Annotated in this window: 15 protein-coding genes; 8 read left to right on the forward strand and 7 right to left on the reverse strand. The window is 64.6% G+C overall.

Going from position 1 to position 18,725, the window contains the following annotated elements; translation table 11 throughout:
• Nucleotides 1-153: 153 nt before the first annotated feature.
• From PSR88_RS37090 to PSR88_RS37115, 6 genes are read left to right on the forward strand one after another with little or no spacing between them, the layout of a single operon-like run.
• Nucleotides 154-570: a hypothetical protein gene (locus tag PSR88_RS37090; RefSeq protein WP_011599916.1), complete on the forward strand. Its 417-nt coding sequence runs from the start codon at nt 154-156 to the stop codon at nt 568-570.
• Complete coding sequence (locus PSR88_RS37095) at nt 567-1,019, forward strand: TadE/TadG family type IV pilus assembly protein (protein ID WP_011599917.1); 453 nt, start codon at nt 567-569, stop codon at nt 1,017-1,019. Before PSR88_RS37090 ends, PSR88_RS37095 begins: the two co-directional genes overlap by 4 nt.
• Nucleotides 1,016-1,477, forward strand: a complete 462-nt coding sequence (locus PSR88_RS37100) for a TadE/TadG family type IV pilus assembly protein (RefSeq protein WP_005560298.1) — start codon at nt 1,016-1,018, stop codon at nt 1,475-1,477. The genes PSR88_RS37095 and PSR88_RS37100 overlap by 4 nt, the downstream gene beginning before the upstream one ends.
• Nucleotides 1,474-4,617: a LysM peptidoglycan-binding domain-containing protein gene (locus PSR88_RS37105; RefSeq protein WP_016880427.1), complete on the forward strand. Its 3,144-nt coding sequence runs from the start codon at nt 1,474-1,476 to the stop codon at nt 4,615-4,617. Before PSR88_RS37100 ends, PSR88_RS37105 begins: the two co-directional genes overlap by 4 nt.
• Entirely contained in the window at nt 4,614-5,174 is a 561-nt protein-coding gene (locus PSR88_RS37110; protein ID WP_011599919.1) for a hypothetical protein, read from the forward strand. Before PSR88_RS37105 ends, PSR88_RS37110 begins: the two co-directional genes overlap by 4 nt.
• Before the next feature lie 11 nt (nt 5,175-5,185).
• A complete protein-coding gene (locus PSR88_RS37115) occupies nt 5,186-5,824 on the forward strand; it encodes a hypothetical protein (protein ID WP_011599920.1) in 639 nt (212 codons plus the stop codon).
• A gap of 995 nt (nt 5,825-6,819) precedes the next feature.
• On the opposite strand, the gene PSR88_RS37120 is transcribed toward PSR88_RS37115, so the two are convergent.
• Together PSR88_RS37120 and PSR88_RS37125 are read right to left on the reverse strand one after the other, a co-directional pair.
• Nucleotides 6,820-7,410: a hypothetical protein gene (locus tag PSR88_RS37120; RefSeq protein WP_011599922.1), complete on the reverse strand. Its 591-nt coding sequence runs from the start codon at nt 7,408-7,410 to the stop codon at nt 6,820-6,822.
• 100 nt (nt 7,411-7,510) lie between these two features.
• Complete coding sequence (locus PSR88_RS37125) at nt 7,511-7,726, reverse strand: hypothetical protein (RefSeq protein ID WP_016880425.1); 216 nt, start codon at nt 7,724-7,726, stop codon at nt 7,511-7,513.
• 542 nt (nt 7,727-8,268) lie between these two features.
• Between PSR88_RS37125 and PSR88_RS37130 the strand changes: the two genes are divergently transcribed.
• Nucleotides 8,269-9,132, forward strand: coding sequence for a hypothetical protein (locus PSR88_RS37130; protein WP_011599924.1), 864 nt, complete (start codon nt 8,269-8,271; stop codon nt 9,130-9,132).
• A gap of 440 nt (nt 9,133-9,572) precedes the next feature.
• On the opposite strand, the gene PSR88_RS37135 is transcribed toward PSR88_RS37130, so the two are convergent.
• Both PSR88_RS37135 and PSR88_RS37140 read right to left on the reverse strand, forming a co-directional pair.
• Complete coding sequence (locus PSR88_RS37135; protein ID WP_011599926.1) at nt 9,573-11,585, reverse strand: hypothetical protein; 2,013 nt, start codon at nt 11,583-11,585, stop codon at nt 9,573-9,575.
• A 175-nt stretch (nt 11,586-11,760) separates the two neighbouring features.
• Entirely contained in the window at nt 11,761-12,972 is a 1,212-nt protein-coding gene (locus tag PSR88_RS37140) for an IS110 family transposase (RefSeq protein WP_342338958.1), read from the reverse strand.
• 390 nt (nt 12,973-13,362) lie between these two features.
• On the opposite strand from PSR88_RS37140, the gene PSR88_RS37145 reads away from it, so the two are divergent.
• A complete protein-coding gene (locus PSR88_RS37145) occupies nt 13,363-14,739 on the forward strand; it encodes an IS4 family transposase (protein ID WP_411755686.1) in 1,377 nt (458 codons plus the stop codon).
• Between the two features lie 361 nt (nt 14,740-15,100).
• On the opposite strand, the gene PSR88_RS37150 is transcribed toward PSR88_RS37145, so the two are convergent.
• The 3 genes from PSR88_RS37150 to istA form a co-directional block, all read right to left on the reverse strand.
• On the reverse strand, nt 15,101-16,141 hold the full coding sequence (locus tag PSR88_RS37150) for an IS30 family transposase (protein WP_342338959.1): 1,041 nt from the start codon (nt 16,139-16,141) through the stop codon (nt 15,101-15,103).
• 281 nt (nt 16,142-16,422) lie between these two features.
• Nucleotides 16,423-17,193: an IS21-like element helper ATPase IstB gene (istB, locus tag PSR88_RS37155; RefSeq protein ID WP_342338960.1), complete on the reverse strand. Its 771-nt coding sequence runs from the start codon at nt 17,191-17,193 to the stop codon at nt 16,423-16,425.
• Between the two features lie 8 nt (nt 17,194-17,201).
• Nucleotides 17,202-18,716, reverse strand: a complete 1,515-nt coding sequence (gene istA, locus PSR88_RS37160) for an IS21 family transposase (protein WP_342338980.1) — start codon at nt 18,714-18,716, stop codon at nt 17,202-17,204.
• Between the last annotated feature and the right edge of the window lie 9 nt (nt 18,717-18,725).

The raw sequence follows: 18,725 nt of genomic DNA on the forward strand, positions 1-18,725 counted from the left end.
TACGTGACATACCTCGTGAGGGTCTTCCAGGCCGCTGCGATGGTGGCGGTCGCCGCGGTGCTTGTGCAGCTCGGAATCGATTCCTGGCCGTGGCCGTATATCCCTATTCCGTCCTGAAAAGCCAGCCGTCCAACAACTATCGGAAGGCAGACCATGGTCACACTGGAACAGTTGATCGACCGATGGCGCCGCGACGACCGAGGCCCGGCGACGCTCGTGACGGTCATCGCGATGGTCGCATTCCTTCTGATCTTTTCGGTCCTGCTGCAAACCGCTCTGTTCTTCCACGGCCGCGACGTCGCCAACAGCTGCGCCGAAAAGGCACTCCAGAACACGAGATCCCAGTACGGCAACCAAGCGCTAGGAACAGCTGCCGCTTATGCCTGCATCGCCCAGGCAGGCACCGGTGACCTGCAGATCCCGGTTGTCCTCGTCAGCAAGAACATCCGTGAAACAACCGTCAACATCACCGGAAAGGCCCCTTCCCTCGTCCCGGGTCTCGAATTCCCCATCGTCGTCAACCACACCAAACCGACTGAACGCGTCACCAACCCGGGAGGAATCGGATGAGACTCACCCGATGGCTATCCCGCGCCCGCCGAGATGACCGGGGCGACGTCACGATCGAGCTGTGCCTCGCAACCGTCATCCTGATCTTGCTCCTGGGCTGGATGTATGCGTACGGCGTCAACCGACAGGCGCACCAGAAGGTTGAACACGCCGCCACCGAGGGTGCCCGTGCAGCCTCACTCGCCCGCACCATCGCCACGGCCACTCCGCTGGCGTACCAAGCAGCGGCCGGCAGCATGGACGGACAAGGTCTCAAGTGCGCCACCATGAACGTCAACGCCGATACCAGCGGATTCCGCACCAGACCTGGTGTCCCCGCCACGGTCGAGGTCACCGTGACCTGCCAGGTCTCCTTCGACGCTCTTGGATGGCCCGGAGTCAATGGTGCCCGCACCGTCACCGCTACCGCAATCTCGCCGATCGATACCTACCGGGAGCGCACACGATGACCAACGCCCTGCGTAAGCGACTCGCCTCCCGACTGCCGGAGGAGCACCGCGACAAGGGTGCCGTCACCCTGATGACGGTGGTCTTCGCCCCTGTCCTGATCTTTTTCGTCTGGGGACTGATCGTCGACGGTGGCGGCATGCTCACCGCCGACCAGCGAGCCGACAACGTCGCCGAGGATGCTGCCCGAGCAGCCGGTCAGCAGATCATTGGATCGGTGAGCGCCCGCGGCATCGACACGGTCGTCGACCCGGTCCGCGCGACGGCAGCCGCCAAGAGATACCTGTTCGAGGCCGGCGTCGACGGCGACGTGATCCCCACCGGCCCGCGCACCCTCCTGATCACGACCCGCATCGTCTACAACTCGAAACTTCTGCCATACCCCAGAACGAAACTGCTCGTCGGTACGGCTGCGGTGAATCTCAATCGCACCAACGCCGGGGAGGTGTACATACCGTGAGCGCAAACGCCGCGAGGTCCCGCCTTGCCGGACTCGGCTACCTCCTGATCCTGGTGATGCTTGTCGCCGGGATCCCGGCCGCGCTCTGGGCGCTGCGCGGCAATCCGCTCGACATACCGTGGTCGGATTTCGAAGGTTTGCTCGCGAGTCCAGATGACGGCAGTCTTCTCATCGCCCTTCTTCCCCTTGTGGGCTGGGCGGCCTGGGCCACCTTCACCGTCCCGATTCTGCTCGAACTCGCGGCGACACTGCGTGGCGTCAAAGCGCCGAAGCTGCGCCTTCTTCGCTCACAACAGCGGACGGCGACGTTCCTCGTCAGCGGCGCTCTCTTGCTCCTGACCGCCGGAACCGCCACCGCCGCACCCGTCCTGACCCAGCCTGCGGACGGGGGAAGCACCTCTCCGTACGCGCCGCACTCGCAGCAGGAAGATCCGAGCGCGTCACCGCAGACGCAGGTGGATCCGCGGGCTACCCGGGTGGCGGTACAACCGGCGGGGCCGACAGTGACGACCGTGCGGGGAGACACTCTGTGGGGATTGGCCCAGCAGCATCTCGGCGAGGGCCGCCGCTACGCCGAGATCCTGGACCTCAACCGGACCGCTGTCCCCGAGCCAGGGTTTCTGGTCGAAGGGTTGACCCTGCAGCTGCCCGCATCCCAGCCCGAGGTGATACGCGGAGCCTATACGGTCAAACAGGGCGACACCCTGTGGGATATCGCCGAGCGAGAGCTCGGCGATCCTCTGCGTTTCACGGAGATCACGACTCCCGACGGTGCCCCGGCCGGCGAGCTGATCACGGTCGGCCAGCAATTGATCATGCCCACCGCCGCCTCCGCGACGGCTGACGCTACGCCGGCGCCGGCCTTGGTGCCGCCGGCCGATGCGGCTCCGGCTCCCGCTCCGGCTCCGGCTCCGGCTTCGGAAGCTGTTCCGGCTCCCGCTCCGGCGCCCGCGCCCGCGCCTGTGGATGACGCCCCCAACTGGCAACTCGACCCCGTCGAGCCCCAAATGCCTGCCGACCTCCTCACCAATGACGCGCCGGCAGAGACCGATACCGAGGACGGATCATCCGACGTCGTGTTCATCGGTCTCGGAATCTCAGCGGTTGCTGCAGCTGGACTCACCGGGCATCTCGCACTTCGTCGCCGCAAGCAACAACACCGCCGCCGCCGCGGCGAGCGCATCGCCCTTCCCGCCGAAACCGCGATCCAGACGGAGCAAGCACTCACGGCCGCCGCTGATCCGCTCACCACCACCCACGTCGACATCGCATTGCGGCACCTCGCGCACCACTGCAGGTCCACGAGTATCGCTCTGCCGGGCCTGCTGGCGGTATTCGTCGGTGACAACGACATCGAGCTCGGACTCGTCGAACAGGTCTCACTCCCCGCACCTTGGACACAGATCGACGACACCACCTGGTCAGTAGACCCGAGAGCGTTCCCGCGCAGCGTTCCCGAGGCCGAGATCAGTCCGTACCCGGCGCTGACGGCAGTCGGAACCAGCGACGACGGTCGCGACCTCATGCTCAACCTCGAACAGATCGGCCACCTCGCCATCAGCGGCACCCCGACCGCAACAGCCGGGGTGCTGCGTGCGCTCGCCGTCGAGCTCGCAGTCTCGCCCATCGCCGACAGCCTCCACCTCAACCTCGTCGGATACTGCGCCGACCTGCCGGAGGCAATCGACAACGGCCGCATCACCCACTCCGAGTACGCCGACACGGTACTGACGACACTCGCCAATCACCTCGAACTCGACTCCGAAATCCTCGCGGACAACGACTTCGAGTCAATCGCGCAGGCACGCACGTCGTACACCACCAGCGAGCTGACCGCACCGGAGATCGTTCTGATCGCCGATCCGGTGATCGAGGCACAGGCCGAGCTACTCGCCGGCATCGCACGACACGCACCCCGAATCGCGTTCGCCGCAGTGACCACCGAGAGCGCACATACCAACGCCACATGGACCCTCGAGGTCGACGACAACGGCTCGGCAGTCCTTGCTCGTCCAGGAATCGCGTCGGCCGGCATCACAGTGACCACCCTCGACGAGGAGAGCTACGCGTCCGTCCTAGACCTCCTGACCACCACCTCACGCGAACCTCGCATCGCCCACACGGGCGATAACCCTGACATTCGATGGGAAGCAGCCCGTCTCGACAATGACATCTCGACCGATGAGTTCATCACCAGCTCCGATCCCGCCACCTTCGGCGTGGTCGGGAACGATGACCTCGACCACGCCGTCGACCGCCCAGAGCCGTCCGATTCGGATGAGATCACCGCAGAAGGCGAGCTGCCGGAGGCGGATCACATCTGGATCAGGCTGCTCGGCGAACCCGCCGTCACACCCCCGTCACCAGGGCCGGCCGAAGGCCGAGAGAAGAGCCTGACCGAAATCGCCGCACTTCTCATCACCACTGACGGCGGAGTCCTCGCCGCGGACATCGACAGCAAAATCTGGCCCCATGACGTCGAAGCCGCCAGAACCGGCACAGCCGAGCAGGAGAAAGAAGCGAAGGCCCGGCTCCGCCGGCGCCGCAACGAAGCGCTCTCTCGCCTGCGTAAGTGGCTCGGTGACACCGAGACCGGTGAACCCGCCCTCATCAAGTCCGGAGATCGAACCGGCCGGACCCCCCAACGACTCCACGACGCCGTCACGACCGACTGGGACTACTGGCAAGAACTCGTCAACGCCCATCCCGCTGACGTCGTCACCGCCCGGCTATCCGCCGCACTAGCCCTGGTCACCGGTCAACCCTTCAGTAGCGATGACCCCACCGCTTACGGGTGGGCCGACCACACCAAACAAGACATGATCTCCGACGTCACCGACGTCGCCGAGGAGCTCGCCACCCGCTACATCCGCGGCCAACAAGTCCCCCAGGACCTCGCGGCTGCACACGCCGCCGCGGAGACAGGCCTCAAGGTCGACATTGTCCACGAAGGGTGCTGGCGTGCGGCGATCATCGCCACCCACTTCTCGGGTGACACCGAGACCACCCAAAGGTTGGTCGATCGCATGATCGCCGAGCTCGACGCACTCGAAGAAGAGCCCGAGCACGAAACCAAGATGCTCTTGAGTCAGCTCGACTCCACCTACGGGAGCCACTACCGGATCGGAGCAGCATCATGACGCGCCACATCGCCGCACTGGCGACACTCACTGCCGCGATGTACCTGACAGCCAGCTGCAGCATCCTGACCCCAGAACCGGTCACCCTCGAAACCAGCACCGGACCCACGTTCACCGGACCGCCCGGCTCCGGAAAGTCCCCCGAGCAACAGGCCGGTGAAGCCGCACTGGTGAAGGTCAACGAGTACTACACGGTGCTCGCGCGACTAAGTGCCGATCCCGCCGCTAATCCCGCAGATCTCGACAATGTCGCGGCCGGCAACTTCCTTCAATCGACGAAGCGGGACATCACCGCGCATCGCATCGAGGCGAACGCAGGCGAGGTCAAGGTTCTCAAGAACACCATCACCCGCCACAACATCCCGATCGACGAAAACGGCGTCCCTACGCCCGGCACCGCGACCATCGAGATGGACGTCTGCCTCGCCCACGCTACCGACGTTCTCGAGCTCGGAAAGCCGATCCTGACGAACACCGCTTGGCCCGACCCAGCAGGATGGAGAGTCACAGCAGACTACACACTGCCCGGTACGCCCTGCAATGCCGGACTTTTCTAGGAGATACGACTATGGCACACACCACCATCCGCCGAACCGCCGTCGCTGCCTTGGCCGCCACGACCCTATTGGTCGGCGTGACCGCCTGCTCCGACACCGACGCGGCGGATCCGGCGGTAGGGCTCACTGTCACCGGTGACCCGGCGTTCGAGGGTCCCGACGGGGTGGACACGTCGAAGAAGACTCCTGACGAGTTGGCACGGGAACAGGCGCTTGCGAAGGTCAACGATTTCTACGCTGTCGTAGGCATGCTTGATGGCGATGCCGCTGCGCCGATTGAGCAGCTCGACACCGTTGCCGGTGGTCCCGTGCTGGATAGCTGGCGGGGAGATATCACCCTGCGTCGATCGCAGAACGTGGTCGGAGCGGGCGACGTCAAGGTTGTCGATGCGAAGATCACCGACGCCGGCATACCGGTAGGCGACGACGGCAAGGCTATATCCGGGCCTGCCTGGGTCCACGTGCGCGCCTGCACCGACATCTCCGGTATGACCTGGACGAAGTCAGACGGTAGTCCCGCCTACGACGTCAACCGTCCGCAGTTTGTGCTCGCTCAGTTGACCGTCCGGAATGCGGATTGGCCCGATGCAAACGGCTGGCGAGTCACCAGCGATGCAGCAGGCCGATACGCACCGTGCGATGCACCATAACCAAGGAGAACACATGCCAAATCGTCGTCGTTTTCATGTGACCGTGATCGGCGCGCTCGTTCTGGGGAGCCTGGTTGCGTCGCCACACTCAGCGCTTGGACAACCCGGCTTCGGTTCTGGCGGAATCGACGTCGCTCCCGGTTCCGGAAATCTGGGTGCGAACATTGTCGTTCAAGGCAGCTACGTCCAGGTACCTTCGGCGTCACCTGGCTCCGGAGGCTCCCCAGGGGCGAGTGCAGCGGGGACGGGCGGCGGCGGGTCTGGATACAGCGGTGGTGGCAGTGACGTCGTAGCAGCCCCCACAGGACCTCCGGTTAGGGAGCAGCTGAAGGCGTGCGGCCGATTCACAGACTGCGTTCCGCTGAGCCCGGACGTGGGTATGCCGGCCACCCCAGTGAGTATGGCCCAGGTCATGAACGTTGTGGGTACGGCCGTGACCGGCATGCAACTCGAGGAACCGCCGATGTGCTGGACTCCCGAACCTGCTGATTTCCCAGGTGGGAGAACCGGATTAGTCGGCAAATTTTCATGGGCTTGGCTCTGCCCCGACCAGATTAGGGAGACGAATATCGGTCCGGTTACACGGGTAGTTCCTGGTCCAGGCGGGGTGGTGGTCACCGCGACGGCCGTAAACACCAGTGTGACCATAAATTACGGAGACGGAAGCCCACCTGTGATTTGCCCTGGTGCTCTACTGCCGTTCACCCCATATACCGACATTGTCGACGCCAGCCCAGTGACGCCGCCGAGTGGAATGCCATCCCCGACGTGTGGTCATCACATCGAGAAAACTTCGATCACAGAGCCCGGCGGGACATTCAAGGTTTCAGCGACCTCTGCGTGGCTCGTGAATTGGACCGCCGCATGGCCGGGAGGAGCTGCGGGAGGTGTTGTTCCTGTACCTCTGACCTCTACGTACCAGCAAAGGATCGGCGAGCTACAGGTGCTCGTAACGCCGAACTGACTGGCGTGCACACTGCTGGAATCGTTTTCGCTCAGAAGTTCAGGTGGCGTGCGAGGCGGCTGATCGGATGGGTTTCGATATTCGCGGGTTGACCGGGCCCGGTGGTGTGCACGCTTGGGCTCACTCGGACGTGGGCCTCGCCGTCGATGCGGACGGTGGTGGTGTCAGTGGCGGCGATAAGAGTTTGTCCGTTGGCTTGGACGTGGCAGTGGCTGTGCGCGAAGACGATGGCGGTGTCTTCTGCGCGGATTCTGGCGTTGTCGGTGCCGACAACGCAACTCTTGCCGCGGGCATCGACGGTGCTGTCGTCGAACGCTTCGATGTGAGCATGTTCGTAGGCGGTGACCCTGGCGTGGTTGGACGCTTGGACGAAGCATCGGCCGGCGGCTGCGATGGAGCCGCCGGCGATTCCCGCGCAGGTTTGTCCGATAATTTTGACCTCGACTTGGCTGGGGATGTGACCGAGGTCCAGCCAGTTCTCCGGGTCGGCGTCGATGACGACGCTTTTCGCTCCAGCGGTAAGGCGCTTGGTGTATTCCGCATAGCTGCGGACGGGCGATGCGGAGCGGCCACGATCCGGCCGGCGTGAGTTGCGCGTGGATTTCTTCACTGGTGCCCCCATGAATCAATAATGCCTTCGTCTGGTGTCGTTCGTGCGATCGTCGATGTCCGGCGCGTCGCGCGTGGGCTACACGAGGTTCGGTGTGGCTCGGTGTTCTGTGTCAGTCGCCGATCTTGACGGCATTCCCGGTCGGGTCGACGCATTGCAGATAGGAGTCGGCGTGTGATCGGTCCGGAAGGTAGGGCCAGTTGCAGTTCCAACCGTCGATGACAGCGAATCGCCCTTGTCCTTGTGCTGCGATCGTGCGGTCGTTGAGGTAGCGATCACTGATGCTCAGTGCTGCTGGGCAGCTCGGAGTTCCGGCGATGATGCTCACAGGTGCAGTCGCACCGTTCAGGTTGTTCGTGACGGTTCCGCACTGAGCGCTTGTGGGCGGCGATTCTGCGGTAGTGGTGGCCTGCGTGGCAGTCGTCGCCGGCTGTGTCTCGGATAGCCGGGTCTGAGCGTCTGTCACTCCTGGCTGACCTTGACCCACGGCGGTGGGGTTCGCCGACCACTCGACGCGTGTGGTAGCAGCAGTTGGTTCGGCTGACGGGGATGCGGTCTCGGCTTGTGTGCTACTGCACCCGGTGAGGATGGCGGCCGTGATGAGGGACAGTGCAGCAATTTCGCTGGTGGTTCGTCGATTCATGAGTACTCGCTTCTATTCCAGTCCGACAGGGAGGACGCAATGTCGAGCCCAGTGATATGTGATGACCTGGACAGAACGACGCCCGCCGAGACCACCGCCGCACTAGCGCGTCAGGCTGCGGCTTCTCGAAGGCCCTCCCAGCTCGGTGGTGCTGAGACTGTCCAGGTGGACGGCTAGTGTCGATCCGTCCCTGATGTCTGTCGCACAGTTGCGGAGGAGTGCCCACGATGACCGAACCGACTTCCGAGCTTGCGGGCAGTGGTTCAAGTGAGGAGCCACAATCGCCGGCCGTCGGTGCTGGAACTGCGGCAGGGCAACGAAGTGACCAGCTGTCGGCGGCGGTGTATGCGCCTGCTGGGCTTGTCGTCGTCGCGAGTGTGGTGGTGTGGTTCGCGGCGCGGTGGATTGATGCCGAGTACGGCACCGCCGGGCTGTGGTGGCCGGCCGTCACCAGTGCCGCGGCTGGCGCGGCGTTGAGCGTGGCGACGGCACCGATGATGGCCAGGCTGTGTGCTGCCGTCGAGATCCCGACAGAGGGCTGCTCCCGGCGGTTCGGTCCCGCGGCTCTGACCGCAGGAATGTGGTTCGGCGCCGTGCTGTTCGTCGGCGGCGACGCGATCTTGCCTGCCTGGCTAGCACTGAGCCTGCTGTGCGTGTGGACGGCGTGGATCGATCACTTCACGCTGCGGTTTCCGCTGACCTTGATCCGGCTGACCACCGCAGTGGGCCTGATGTTGGGGGCGTTCGCGGTGGCGATGGATCAAGATCCTGCGGCAGGCGGGCGCGCACTTCTCGCCGGAGCGTTGGTCTTCACATTCAACCTTGCCTTCGCGATCATCACGCGCGGCTATCCCGGGCTCGCCGACGTGCGGCTGAGCTTCATCCTCGGTGCAGCCCTGGGGTGGGTCGGCTGGATGAATGTGCTCGCGGGCATGTTGCTACCGAACGTCCTGGCGCTCTTGGTGATGGCGGGGGTGAAGTCGATCCGGCGTCAGAAAGACCTGGGAGAGTTCGGTTTCGCACCGTTCCTCATCGCCGGAACCGCCCTGGCAATGGCCGTCCCGCCGCTGTGGTGGATCGTCTGGATCTGAACGCCTTCGACGGGAAGGTGTCTAGGATCGGTTGCATACTGGTCTCCAGAGAGCGGCGAGGTGTATTCGTATGGACGAGGTGGCTCACTCCGCTCCGATGCCGTCGATCGTTCAAACGGAGTTGCCGTGTGAGTTCTGCGCGGGTCATCCCCAGTACTTCCCGGGTGACCCCGTCGGCTTCGTGCGTGCGGCCCGCTGGGCGGCGGTGGTCAAGGACTGCTGTCACTTCGATGCTCGGGTGGACTACCTGCTGTGTGACGAGCACTGGGCAATGATCCGACACCAACAGCTACCCGGGCAGTGCCCTCGATGCGGGGCGATCGCCTACTCGGTCGAGGACATCGTGTGTGCCGAGGTCCCCCTGGGGAGGACTGTCGACCAAGTGTGGCCCATGATCGGTCGATAAGATGTCGCGGGGTGAAATGGTGTTCTGCGGCACGTCATAGGCGTCTGATCAGACCGGTGTATCCCGCTATGACAAGGGTGGCGAATGCCCATCCCAGTAGTTGGAGTATCCAGCTGAGAACCGTGATGACCTGGCCCGTTGCGGCTGTTGTATCTAATTTGCAGCGGTCACTGGCGGGTAGTTTGATCAGCGGCAATCCGATTTGAATTCCGAGTGCTAGGCGCTCAGTCTTGGTGCACGGTTGTCCTTCGTTACTGGTCAGACGCGAATGCTGAGCGACGTAGACACCGGGTCCTGGCGTGTCCGCGTGAATATTTCCGGAGGCCCAGCCGAGCCCCATCGACAGAATTACCACAATGAACAGTCCCAGTGCTGCCCTCCATGTTTGGTACCCATAGCCGGTCGTTTTACCCGTGACCCATGACAGTGCCCGGCGAAAAGCGATACCGGCCTTGTCACCCGTGCCCTGCGTCTTGAGCCATTGACGGTGATACGTCTGTTGGGCGATGAGAACTTTCCGAGCTTCCTGGTCGTGACCCGAGGCGGTGTACGTCGAGGCGAGCTGCCGCCACGGTTGCATCGCGTATTCCGCGGTGTGCCGCTGGAGGCATTCGATCCATTCGTCAGCGGACATGTCCTGTGGAACGTGCGGATACGTCAATCCATCTACATTGAGCCATAGGCCCGAGCCGGGCCCAAAACCAGTCGGAAGCAGCAGGGAATTGACTGATGCATCCCGGAGATTCAAACTGCTGACACAAGGTTTTCCATTTGCTCCGGCTCCGCATATGAGCTGGCCGCCGATGTTCGCCCCGATCAGCCGCACCGCGTCAGCGTCGGTGCTAGTGGCTGTGAATTGCTCGTCGCAGAACATGTCGGCTGCCACGCTTAGGCTATCGGCCTGTAGGGCTGTGCCGGCTTTGCTTTCCAGGTGGGCACCTTTGAAGTTCAGTTGGCCGCCGATGTTCGCCCCGAGTAGCGACACCGCATCCTTCTTGGTGCTGGTGGCTTTGAATCCTTCGTTACAGAACATGCCGGCGGTGACCCTCAGGCCGTGGGCCTGTAGGGCTGTGCCGGCTTTGCTGTCCACGTGCGCACCTTTGAAGTTCAGTTCGCTGCCGACGGTAGCTCCAGGTAGCCGCACCGCATCCTTCTTGGTGCTAGTGGCTTTGAATCCCTCGTTACAGAACATGCCGGCGGTGACCCTCAGGCCGTCGCCATCAAGGGCTGTGCCGGCTTTGCTGTCCAAGTGGGCACCTTCGAAGTTCAGTTGGGCGCCGATACTCGCACCAGATAGCGACACCGCATCCTTCTCGGTGCTGGTGGCTTTGAATCCCTCGTTACAAAGCATGTCGGCTGTTACGCTCAGGCCGTCGGCGTGGAGAGCCGTACCCATCTTGCTTTCCAGGTGCGCACCCCCAAAGGTCATTGGGCCGCCGACGGTAGCCCCAGGCAGCCGCACCGCATCACCCCCGGTGCTGGTGGCCGTGAATCCCTCATCACAGAACACGCCGGCGGCGCTCAGGCCGTCGGCCTGTAGGGCTGTACAGGTGTCGCTAACCAGGTGCGCTCCTCGGAAGTTCAGTTGTCCGCCAATGCTAGCCCCAACCAATTGCACCGCGTCCGCGCCGGTGCTGGTGGCTTCGAACCCTTCGAAGCAAGCATCATGGGTGACCTGGAGTCCGTTGGCGTTGAGCGCGCTGCCGTCGACTGTGGTCCAGTGGCAATTCTTCAGGGTCAGCGAGGTCAGGTTCGCGTCCTCCGCTGATATCGAATCGGACGACGTGCAATCCTCCAGTGACAGAGGGATTTGTGTCACCAGATAGCAAAGGTCCAACTCGCCGCAGATCTCCGCACCTACCAGACGTAACCCGTGGGGATCTGGAATCAAGTCGGGATCGACGACCCCGCGGAGCACATCACGGATAAACTGTCCGGACACCCGCCTCCGCGAACCGTCAGAAGCGCGGCAGTCTGTGGCGACCCCGGTAACAAGATCATCCAGTATCTGCTGCTCGGTCTTCGTCAGCGGGCGCGTTGTCGGCATGACGATATCTTCACCAACGCGCAACGCGGGGCGTGGCCGACACTCCCAGCTGGGTTTGGCCTTTCCGTCGCGGCAGCTTCATGCCGAAGCAGATCACGCCAAGAGACCGCGATTGTGAGTTCTCGATGGGTTAACCCCAATGCCGCGCAGTTAGACATCCCAGGGCCGTAGGACGTCAAGCCGCCCGGATGGTGCGGTGATCCCAGGCGATGTGTTCGTCGTAGTGGGTGTGGTGGCGGAGGCAGCCGTGGAGGAGGCCGACGAGGCGGTTGCCGAGGGCGCGGAGCGCTTGGTGGTGCAGATCGCCGGCGTCGCGTCGCTGGTCGTAGAACTCCCGGGCACCGGGACTGGACAATAAAGCGCAGAACGCCCACTGGTCGATAGCGTCGTAGAGACGCCGGTTGCGGACGTGGCGGGCGAGTACCGCACGTTTCTTGCCGGACGCGATCGTCAGCGGGGAGGTGCCGGCGTAGTTTCTGCGAGACTTGCTGGTGGTGTAGCGGTCGGGGTCGTCCCCGAACTCACCGAGCACCCGGGCGCCGAGCACAACACCAAGTCCTGGCAGGGAACGGTAGATGTCGGCGTCCGGGTGTGACTCAAAATGGTCGGCCAGTGTGGACTCAAGTTCGATGATCTGCCGGTTCAACTCGACGATGAGACCGACCGCCGCGCGGGTGGTGGCGGCGAACGCGGCGACGACCGGCGCCGGCGCGGCGAGCTGCTCGACCCGCAACCCGGCCCGGATTTCGCGGGCCCGGGTATCGAGATTTCGTTGCCGACCAGCCCTTTTGAGCGCGGATCGGATCGCCGGCAGGGTCAGGTGCGCGGCCTCGGCGGGAGTCGGGGCGCGACCGAGTACGGCGAGGGTGTCGCGGTCGTGCAGGTCGTCGAACACCTCCAACGCGGCCGGGTAGTACTCGCGCAGCGCCGAGCGCAGCGCGTTGGTTTGCCGGGTCCGGGCCCAGATCAGGTTCTGGTGTCCGCGGGCGAGGACCTTGATCGCCTCCACGTCCGGGCTGTCGCCGGCGATCGGGCGATGATTGTGCCGGTCCGTGCGTACCAGGTCCGCGAGCAGTTTGGCGTCACCGGCGTCGGACTTCGCGCCCGAGACGTGGTGACGGTCGCGGTAGCGGGCGACCGCGAGGGGGTTGACCGGGTACACCTGATAGCCGGCGGCGGTCAGCGCCTGTACCCACAGACCGCGGTCGGTTTCGATGCCGATCACGACCTGACCCGGCTCGTCGGCGTGGCCGGCTATCAGTTCGTGCAATGTGCGGATGCCGGCGAGTCCTTCCGGCAGCCGACGCGACGACAGTCGCCTGCCCGTGTCGTCCATCAAATGGACATCGTGATGTTGTTCGGCCCAGTCGTCTCCGACGAAGATCATCGATCGCCTCCTTTGGTCTCCTATTCTTGATGAAACCTGTTCGAGCCCAGAGGCACCCGGCATCGACCTAATGGATCAGTGCTCATACGGCACGACATCCCATCAGCGCTATAGGCGACCTCACCGACCGGCCGGGGCACAATCTAACTCTAGGAGTCAACCCTCACTCCAGGCGAGAGCAGTGCTCACCGGCCGGCGGCTCAGTGATCAGCTTGTCGTGGACGGGCAGTCACCTGTCGAAGGCTCGCCGATCGACTCCCATTAGGCGTGTGACTGTTGGGTCAAATGGGACACACGTGAGGAAAGGGCGTGTCGGTGCGTGTGGGACAGCGGAACTCCCGGTATCGAGGGCTTGTCCTCGCAAGACAACCCTTTACCTTGGGAGTTCCGCTGTCCACACAGTCTGTCATCCGCCGCCCCGTCGAGGTTGCCGTAGGCCGGTTCGCGCCCGGTCACCTCGGCGAGTTGACCCAGATCGTGCCGTTCGAGATGGTCGACGACGCGCTCGCGTCGACGTCGAGTGTGCAGAAACGGGTGCGCGATCTGCCCTCGCGGGTGGTGGTGTACCTGCTGCTCGCGGCCGGACTGTTCGCCGAGGGCGGCTACCAGCAGGTGTGGGCACGGCTGACCGCCGGACTGGACGCGCTGACGCCGGCCCGGCCGGGCAGTTCCGCGCTCGCCCAGGCTCGCCGCAGGGTCGGGGCCAAACCGTTGCGGGCGCTGTTCGAGCTGCTCGCCGGGCCGGCGGCGGGGGCGACGCGTTGGCGTGGGCTGCTGGTCTGCGCGGTCGACGGCACCACGATGTCGGTGCCCGACAGCGCGGCGAACCTGCGCTGCTTCAGTCGCCAAAGCGGCACCCACGGCGGTTCCGGATACCCGCTGATGCGGATGTTGACCATCGTCGCGTGCGGCACCCGCACCGTCATCGACGCCGTGTTCGGCTCTACCCTCATCGGCGAAACCACCTACGCACCACGCCTGTTCGGTTGCCTACGGCCGGGCATGCTGCTACTGGCCGACCGCAACTTCGCCGCACAGAACATCATCGCCGGCATCGCCGACACAGGTGCTGACCTGCTCATTCGCTGCAAGGACAACCGCAAACTCCCGCGGATCGGGCGCTGCCCGGACCGGTCCTACCTGACGGTGATCGCCGGAGTGACACTTCGAGTCATCGACGCCGAGATCGCCATCACCGGCACCGGCGATCACCAGCGCAAACGTCGAGTCGGCCGCTACCGGCTCATCACCACATTGACCGACCACCAGGCGTTTCCGGCATCGGCGATCGTCGAGCTCTACCACCAACGCTGGGAGATCGAAACCTCCTACCTGGAGCTGAAGTCCAGCATCCTCGGCGGACGGGTGCTGCGCGCACGCACCCCCGCCGGCATCGAGCAGGAGGTCTACGCCCTGCTGACCACCTACCAAGCCCTCCGTCTGGCCATCGCCGACGCCACCGCCACCGACCCGACCGCCAGCCCCGACCGGGCCAGCTTCACCGTCGCTCTCCACGCCGCCCGCGACCAGCTCATCCACGCCGCCGGCGTCATCGCCGGTACCGTCATCGACCTGGTCGGCGCCATCGGCCGCGCCGTACTCACCGATATAATGCCCACGCGCAGAACACGAGTCAGCCCCCGCGTAGTGAAGCGCGCAATCTCCAAACACCGAGCCAAGGGCGACATCGACCGCACCAACTACCACGCCGAGATCAGCATCAGCATCCTCATACCAGCACACTTGACAACAGACCCGCCGCCCTAACTGCGCGGCATTGGGGTTAACCCAAGAGGTGCTGTTCAAGCAATGTCACACAACTCCGGTGGAGTGGATCTTCCTCCAAATGAGAGGGAGTGCCGATTGCTCCGGACGGGAGGCGTACGTGATGCAGCGAAGCTGGGGAACGCTCGTAGTTCAGGCGGGGCAGTCCAGGTCCGAACTTATGGTCCTCGCAATTGCTGTGTCAGGACTGAGGAGTGGTACCGATGAATGTCGAAGTTCGCCGCATCCACCCGATGGAAGCAAAGATGATCCGCCAGTTGGGGGGTCGACGATGAGTGTCCCCACCGGTCGCACGCATTGAGTTTCGTCAAGTGATCTGGCCCCAGTGATCGGCAGGCAGAATCTAGCGAACGTCGCAACAGTTGGGCCTGTCGTGGTTTGACGGTATCTCAGTGAGGAGCGAAGCCGGAGTTGCCCACTCCAGGGTCTTGCGGGGTCGACTATTCAACTGGGAGGCAACCTCGACCAGACGCTCCGGCGTATAGATGCCGAGGTCGCTGCTCTTGGGAAAGTATTGACGCAGAAGCCCGTTGAGGTTCTCATTGCTGCCGCGCTGCCACGGCGAGTGGGCGTCACAGAAGAACACGTCCAGGCCGGTCTCGGCGGAGATCTGCTGGTGCAATGCCATCTCCTTGCCCTGATCCCAGGTCAGGGTCTTCCGAAGCTGCGGCGGCAGTGCTGCCATCGCCGCCGCGATGCCGTCACGAAGTTCCTGGGCACGGTTTCGGCCGGGAAGGTGAATCAGCATGCAGTATCGGCTTCGTCGTTCGACCAGCGTGCCGATCGCCGTCTTGTTCCCCGCTCCCATGATGCAATCACCTTCCCAATGCCCGGGCACGCTGCGGTCGGCTGCCTCGTCGGGTCGTTGGTCGATCATCGTCATATTCGTCAACCGGCCGCGACGTTCCAAGCCCGACAGGCGGCGGCGACGCCGGTATCGGCCGGTCCGCAAGGACCGTTTCGCGGGCCGTGTCAGGCCGCACCGTTGGTCATAAATCGCCTGGTAGATGCTCTCCGGGCACAGATGCCGGTTTCGTTGGCCGGGGAAATCGACGCGGAGCTGATGCGCGACTTGTTCCGGGCTGAACTTCAGGTCGCTGAGCAACTGTGCGACGTGCGCGCCCAGGACGGCGTCGGTATCGAGGCGGCGGGCGCGAGGGCGCCCGATCCGGTGCACGGCCAGCCGCTGGGCAGCGTGCGGACGGTACTCATTGTCGGTGGCGTTGTTGCGTAGCTCCCGGCTGATCGTCGACGGTGATCGGTTCAGCTCGGATGCGATCGCGCGGACACCGCAGCCGGCCCGGCGGAGATCTGCGATCATGATCCGTTCGTCCAGGGACAGGTAGCGGGGCGAGCGAGGCCGCGTGCGAACGTCAGAAGTCACTGGCGGATAGTGCACCGGCTCGCCGGCCGTGTTGGTGATTGTGCGCCCGAACCGCCATCGTGTCCCGGTCCGGCGGTTGATTCCGACACGGCGGCACGCCTCGGAGTTACCAACCCCTTGCCGGATCAGCCGAGTGAACTGTTCGCGCTTCTCCGTCAGAGCAACACCGGGGTGCCCACTGTTGGGCTGTGTCGAGTCGTGCATCGCAACCTCCGATTAGCGTCGGGTGTTGCGACGTTCACTGGAATCCGCCGCATGAATTGCGGCCCCACTGGTGGGGGTCAGGCACGTTTTCGGTGGTGGGTCTTGCTGGTGCGCAGGCGATAGGATTGGGTGCCGGTTTCGAGAATGTGCGCGTTGAAGGTGATGCGATCGACGATCGCGGCGACCAGCCGGGGATCGGGAAAGACGGTGCCCCACTCCGAAAACGGCAAATTCGATGCGATCCCAATACTCGCCCGTTCCTCCCGCTCAGTGATGATCTGGAACAGCATTTCCGCTCCACGGGGATCGATCTGGACGTAGCCGAGTTCGTCGAGCAGCAGCAGATCCAGGCGCCCGTAGCGGGCGACGACGCGGGAGAGGATCCGTTCGTCGGCGGCCTCGACGAGTTCGTTGACCAATTGGGCGCAGGTGATGTAGCGAACTCGGCGGCCTTGTTCACAGGCCGCCATGCCAAGCCCGATCAGCAGGTGCGATTTGCCGGTGCCGGAATCACCGAGCAGCACCACCGGTTCGCCGGCGTCGAGATAGCCGCCGACCGCGAGATGCCCGAGTGTGCCCGCAGAGATCCCGGGCACGGCCTCGACGTCGAAGTCGGCGAGCCGTTTGATGCGCGGGAACTTCGCGTCGTTGAGCCGGCGCGCCCGGCGTCGCTCGGTGCGGTCGTCGACCTCGGCGGCGAGCACTTCGGCGAGAAACGCCAGATGTGATTGTTGTTCTCGGACAGCGATTTCGGCGATCCGGACCGCTTCGGTTCGGATGGTCGGCAGATGCAGCTCGCGGGTGGCCGCGCCGATCGCGGCCTGGGCTGCGGCGTCGGAGGAGACCATGTGAGACCTCAGCTTCCGGTGAGCAGGGTGTCGTAGGCGGTCAACGACGGAACAGGACGGTCGTAGCGGGTGAGCACCCCGATCGGGACCGCGGGGGTGGAATCGGTGCGGGCCAGCCGACGGGCATCGATGAGGACGAGCTGGGGATCGACGCACCCGGTCTCGATGGACCGGTCGAGAGCCTGGCGGAGAACATCGGGCGCCAGGCTGCGGTGCGCGAGCAGCACCTCGATCAGCGCGCGGGTGCCGGCGCGGTCCCCGAGCAGGTTGCGGGCGCTGTCCCAGTACCGCTGGTGGCTGGCGGTGAACGCCCCGGCCGCCTTGGCCTGCGCCAACGCGGTCGCCCCGGGGAAGGCGCCGGGTTTGCGGACCAGCACCTCGAGGTAGTGATCGAGGGTCAGGACCTCGGCGAACCGGCCGAAAGCCCGATCGTGTACCGCGACCATCCGAGACCCGTCGAGCACCTCGACCCGGCCCGCGCTCAGCCGCACCGGCAGCCGTCGGCCCGCGTAGCGGGCGGGCACGGAGTAGAAGTTCTGCCGCATCGACACCCGCGCATGGGTGTCGACCCGCGCATACAACAGTCGCGCGCAGTCGAACCGCTCGGCAGGCAGCCCAAGCAACTCCGGTTGCTCGCCGGCGAACGCGGCCGCCACCGTCACAGGACGGCCCCCGATGACCCGGGTGTCGTCGAGAAGGTCCGCGGCGGCGACCTTCTCGTTGAGTTCGGTCAACGACGCCACCTTCGGCACCGGCACCATGTGCCGACGCCGGAACCGGCCGATCTCGCCTTCGACGCCGCCCTTCTCGTGCGCGCCCTTCTGTCCGGGAATGCAGAAAAACGAATCGAAGCCGTAGTGGCTGCGCAGGGCGACGAATCGGTCCGACTCGACTCGGTCACGACCCCGAAGTACCCGCACCACAGCAGGTTTGAGGTTATCGTAGCGGATGCGGTGCGGCACCCCGCCGAACCACTCGAAGGCCCGCACGTGTCCCTCGAAGAACGCCTCCTGTGCCTGGGTGCCGAACACCACGTGGCAGCCTCGTCCGGAGTGCGATAGGCGCATCACGAACATCCAGCACTTGGTCATCTCCCCGGCGACGACCGCGTAGACCTCCCCGAAATCGACCTCCGCCTCGGCGGCCGGCAGATGGGTCTGCGGCACCGTCACCTCGATCTCGACCAGCCCCAGCTCGGCGCGGCGGCGGCGCACATACCGGGTCACCGTCGCTTCCGACATCGTCGCCCCGTGCTCGGCGACCAACCGCTGCCACACCCTCCGCGCGGTATGCCGCTGCTTACGCGGTGCCTGCTGGTCGGCGATCAGCCAGGAATCGATCAGCTCGGACCAGTCGTCGATCGCCGGTCGCACCCGTCGGCGATACGGTTTGCGCGGCGGTGGCACCGCCGAGGCCAACGCCTGCCGCACCGTGCGTCGATGCACCCCGTGCCGCTGGGCCAACTCCCGAATCGACAATTTCGAATCCCGCCGATCACGGCGGATCTGCTCGAACAATTCCATCCGCGAACC

Source organism: Rhodococcus sp. DK176 (genome assembly GCF_038447315.2).
GTDB classification, from domain to species: domain Bacteria; phylum Actinomycetota; class Actinomycetes; order Mycobacteriales; family Mycobacteriaceae; genus Rhodococcus_F; species Rhodococcus_F jostii_A.

Bases quoted from the DNA above. Each gene is read 5' to 3' on its own strand.
- PSR88_RS37090 (WP_011599916.1), top strand. From the start codon at position 154: ATGGTCACACTGGAACAGTTGATCGACCGATGGCGCCGCGACGACCGA.
- PSR88_RS37095 (WP_011599917.1), top strand. From the start codon at position 567: ATGAGACTCACCCGATGGCTATCCCGCGCCCGCCGAGATGACCGGGGC.
- PSR88_RS37100 (WP_005560298.1), top strand. From the start codon at position 1,016: ATGACCAACGCCCTGCGTAAGCGACTCGCCTCCCGACTGCCGGAGGAG.
- PSR88_RS37110 (WP_011599919.1), top strand. From the start codon at position 4,614: ATGACGCGCCACATCGCCGCACTGGCGACACTCACTGCCGCGATGTAC.
- PSR88_RS37115 (WP_011599920.1), top strand. From the start codon at position 5,186: ATGGCACACACCACCATCCGCCGAACCGCCGTCGCTGCCTTGGCCGCC.
- PSR88_RS37120 (WP_011599922.1), bottom strand. From the start codon at position 7,410: ATGGGGGCACCAGTGAAGAAATCCACGCGCAACTCACGCCGGCCGGAT.
- PSR88_RS37130 (WP_011599924.1), top strand. From the start codon at position 8,269: ATGACCGAACCGACTTCCGAGCTTGCGGGCAGTGGTTCAAGTGAGGAG.
- PSR88_RS37135 (WP_011599926.1), bottom strand. From the start codon at position 11,585: ATGCCGACAACGCGCCCGCTGACGAAGACCGAGCAGCAGATACTGGAT.
- PSR88_RS37140 (WP_342338958.1), bottom strand. From the start codon at position 12,972: ATGATCTTCGTCGGAGACGACTGGGCCGAACAACATCACGATGTCCAT.
- istB (WP_342338960.1), bottom strand. From the start codon at position 17,193: ATGGTCTCCTCCGACGCCGCAGCCCAGGCCGCGATCGGCGCGGCCACC.
- istA (WP_342338980.1), bottom strand. From the start codon at position 18,716: ATGGAATTGTTCGAGCAGATCCGCCGTGATCGGCGGGATTCGAAATTG.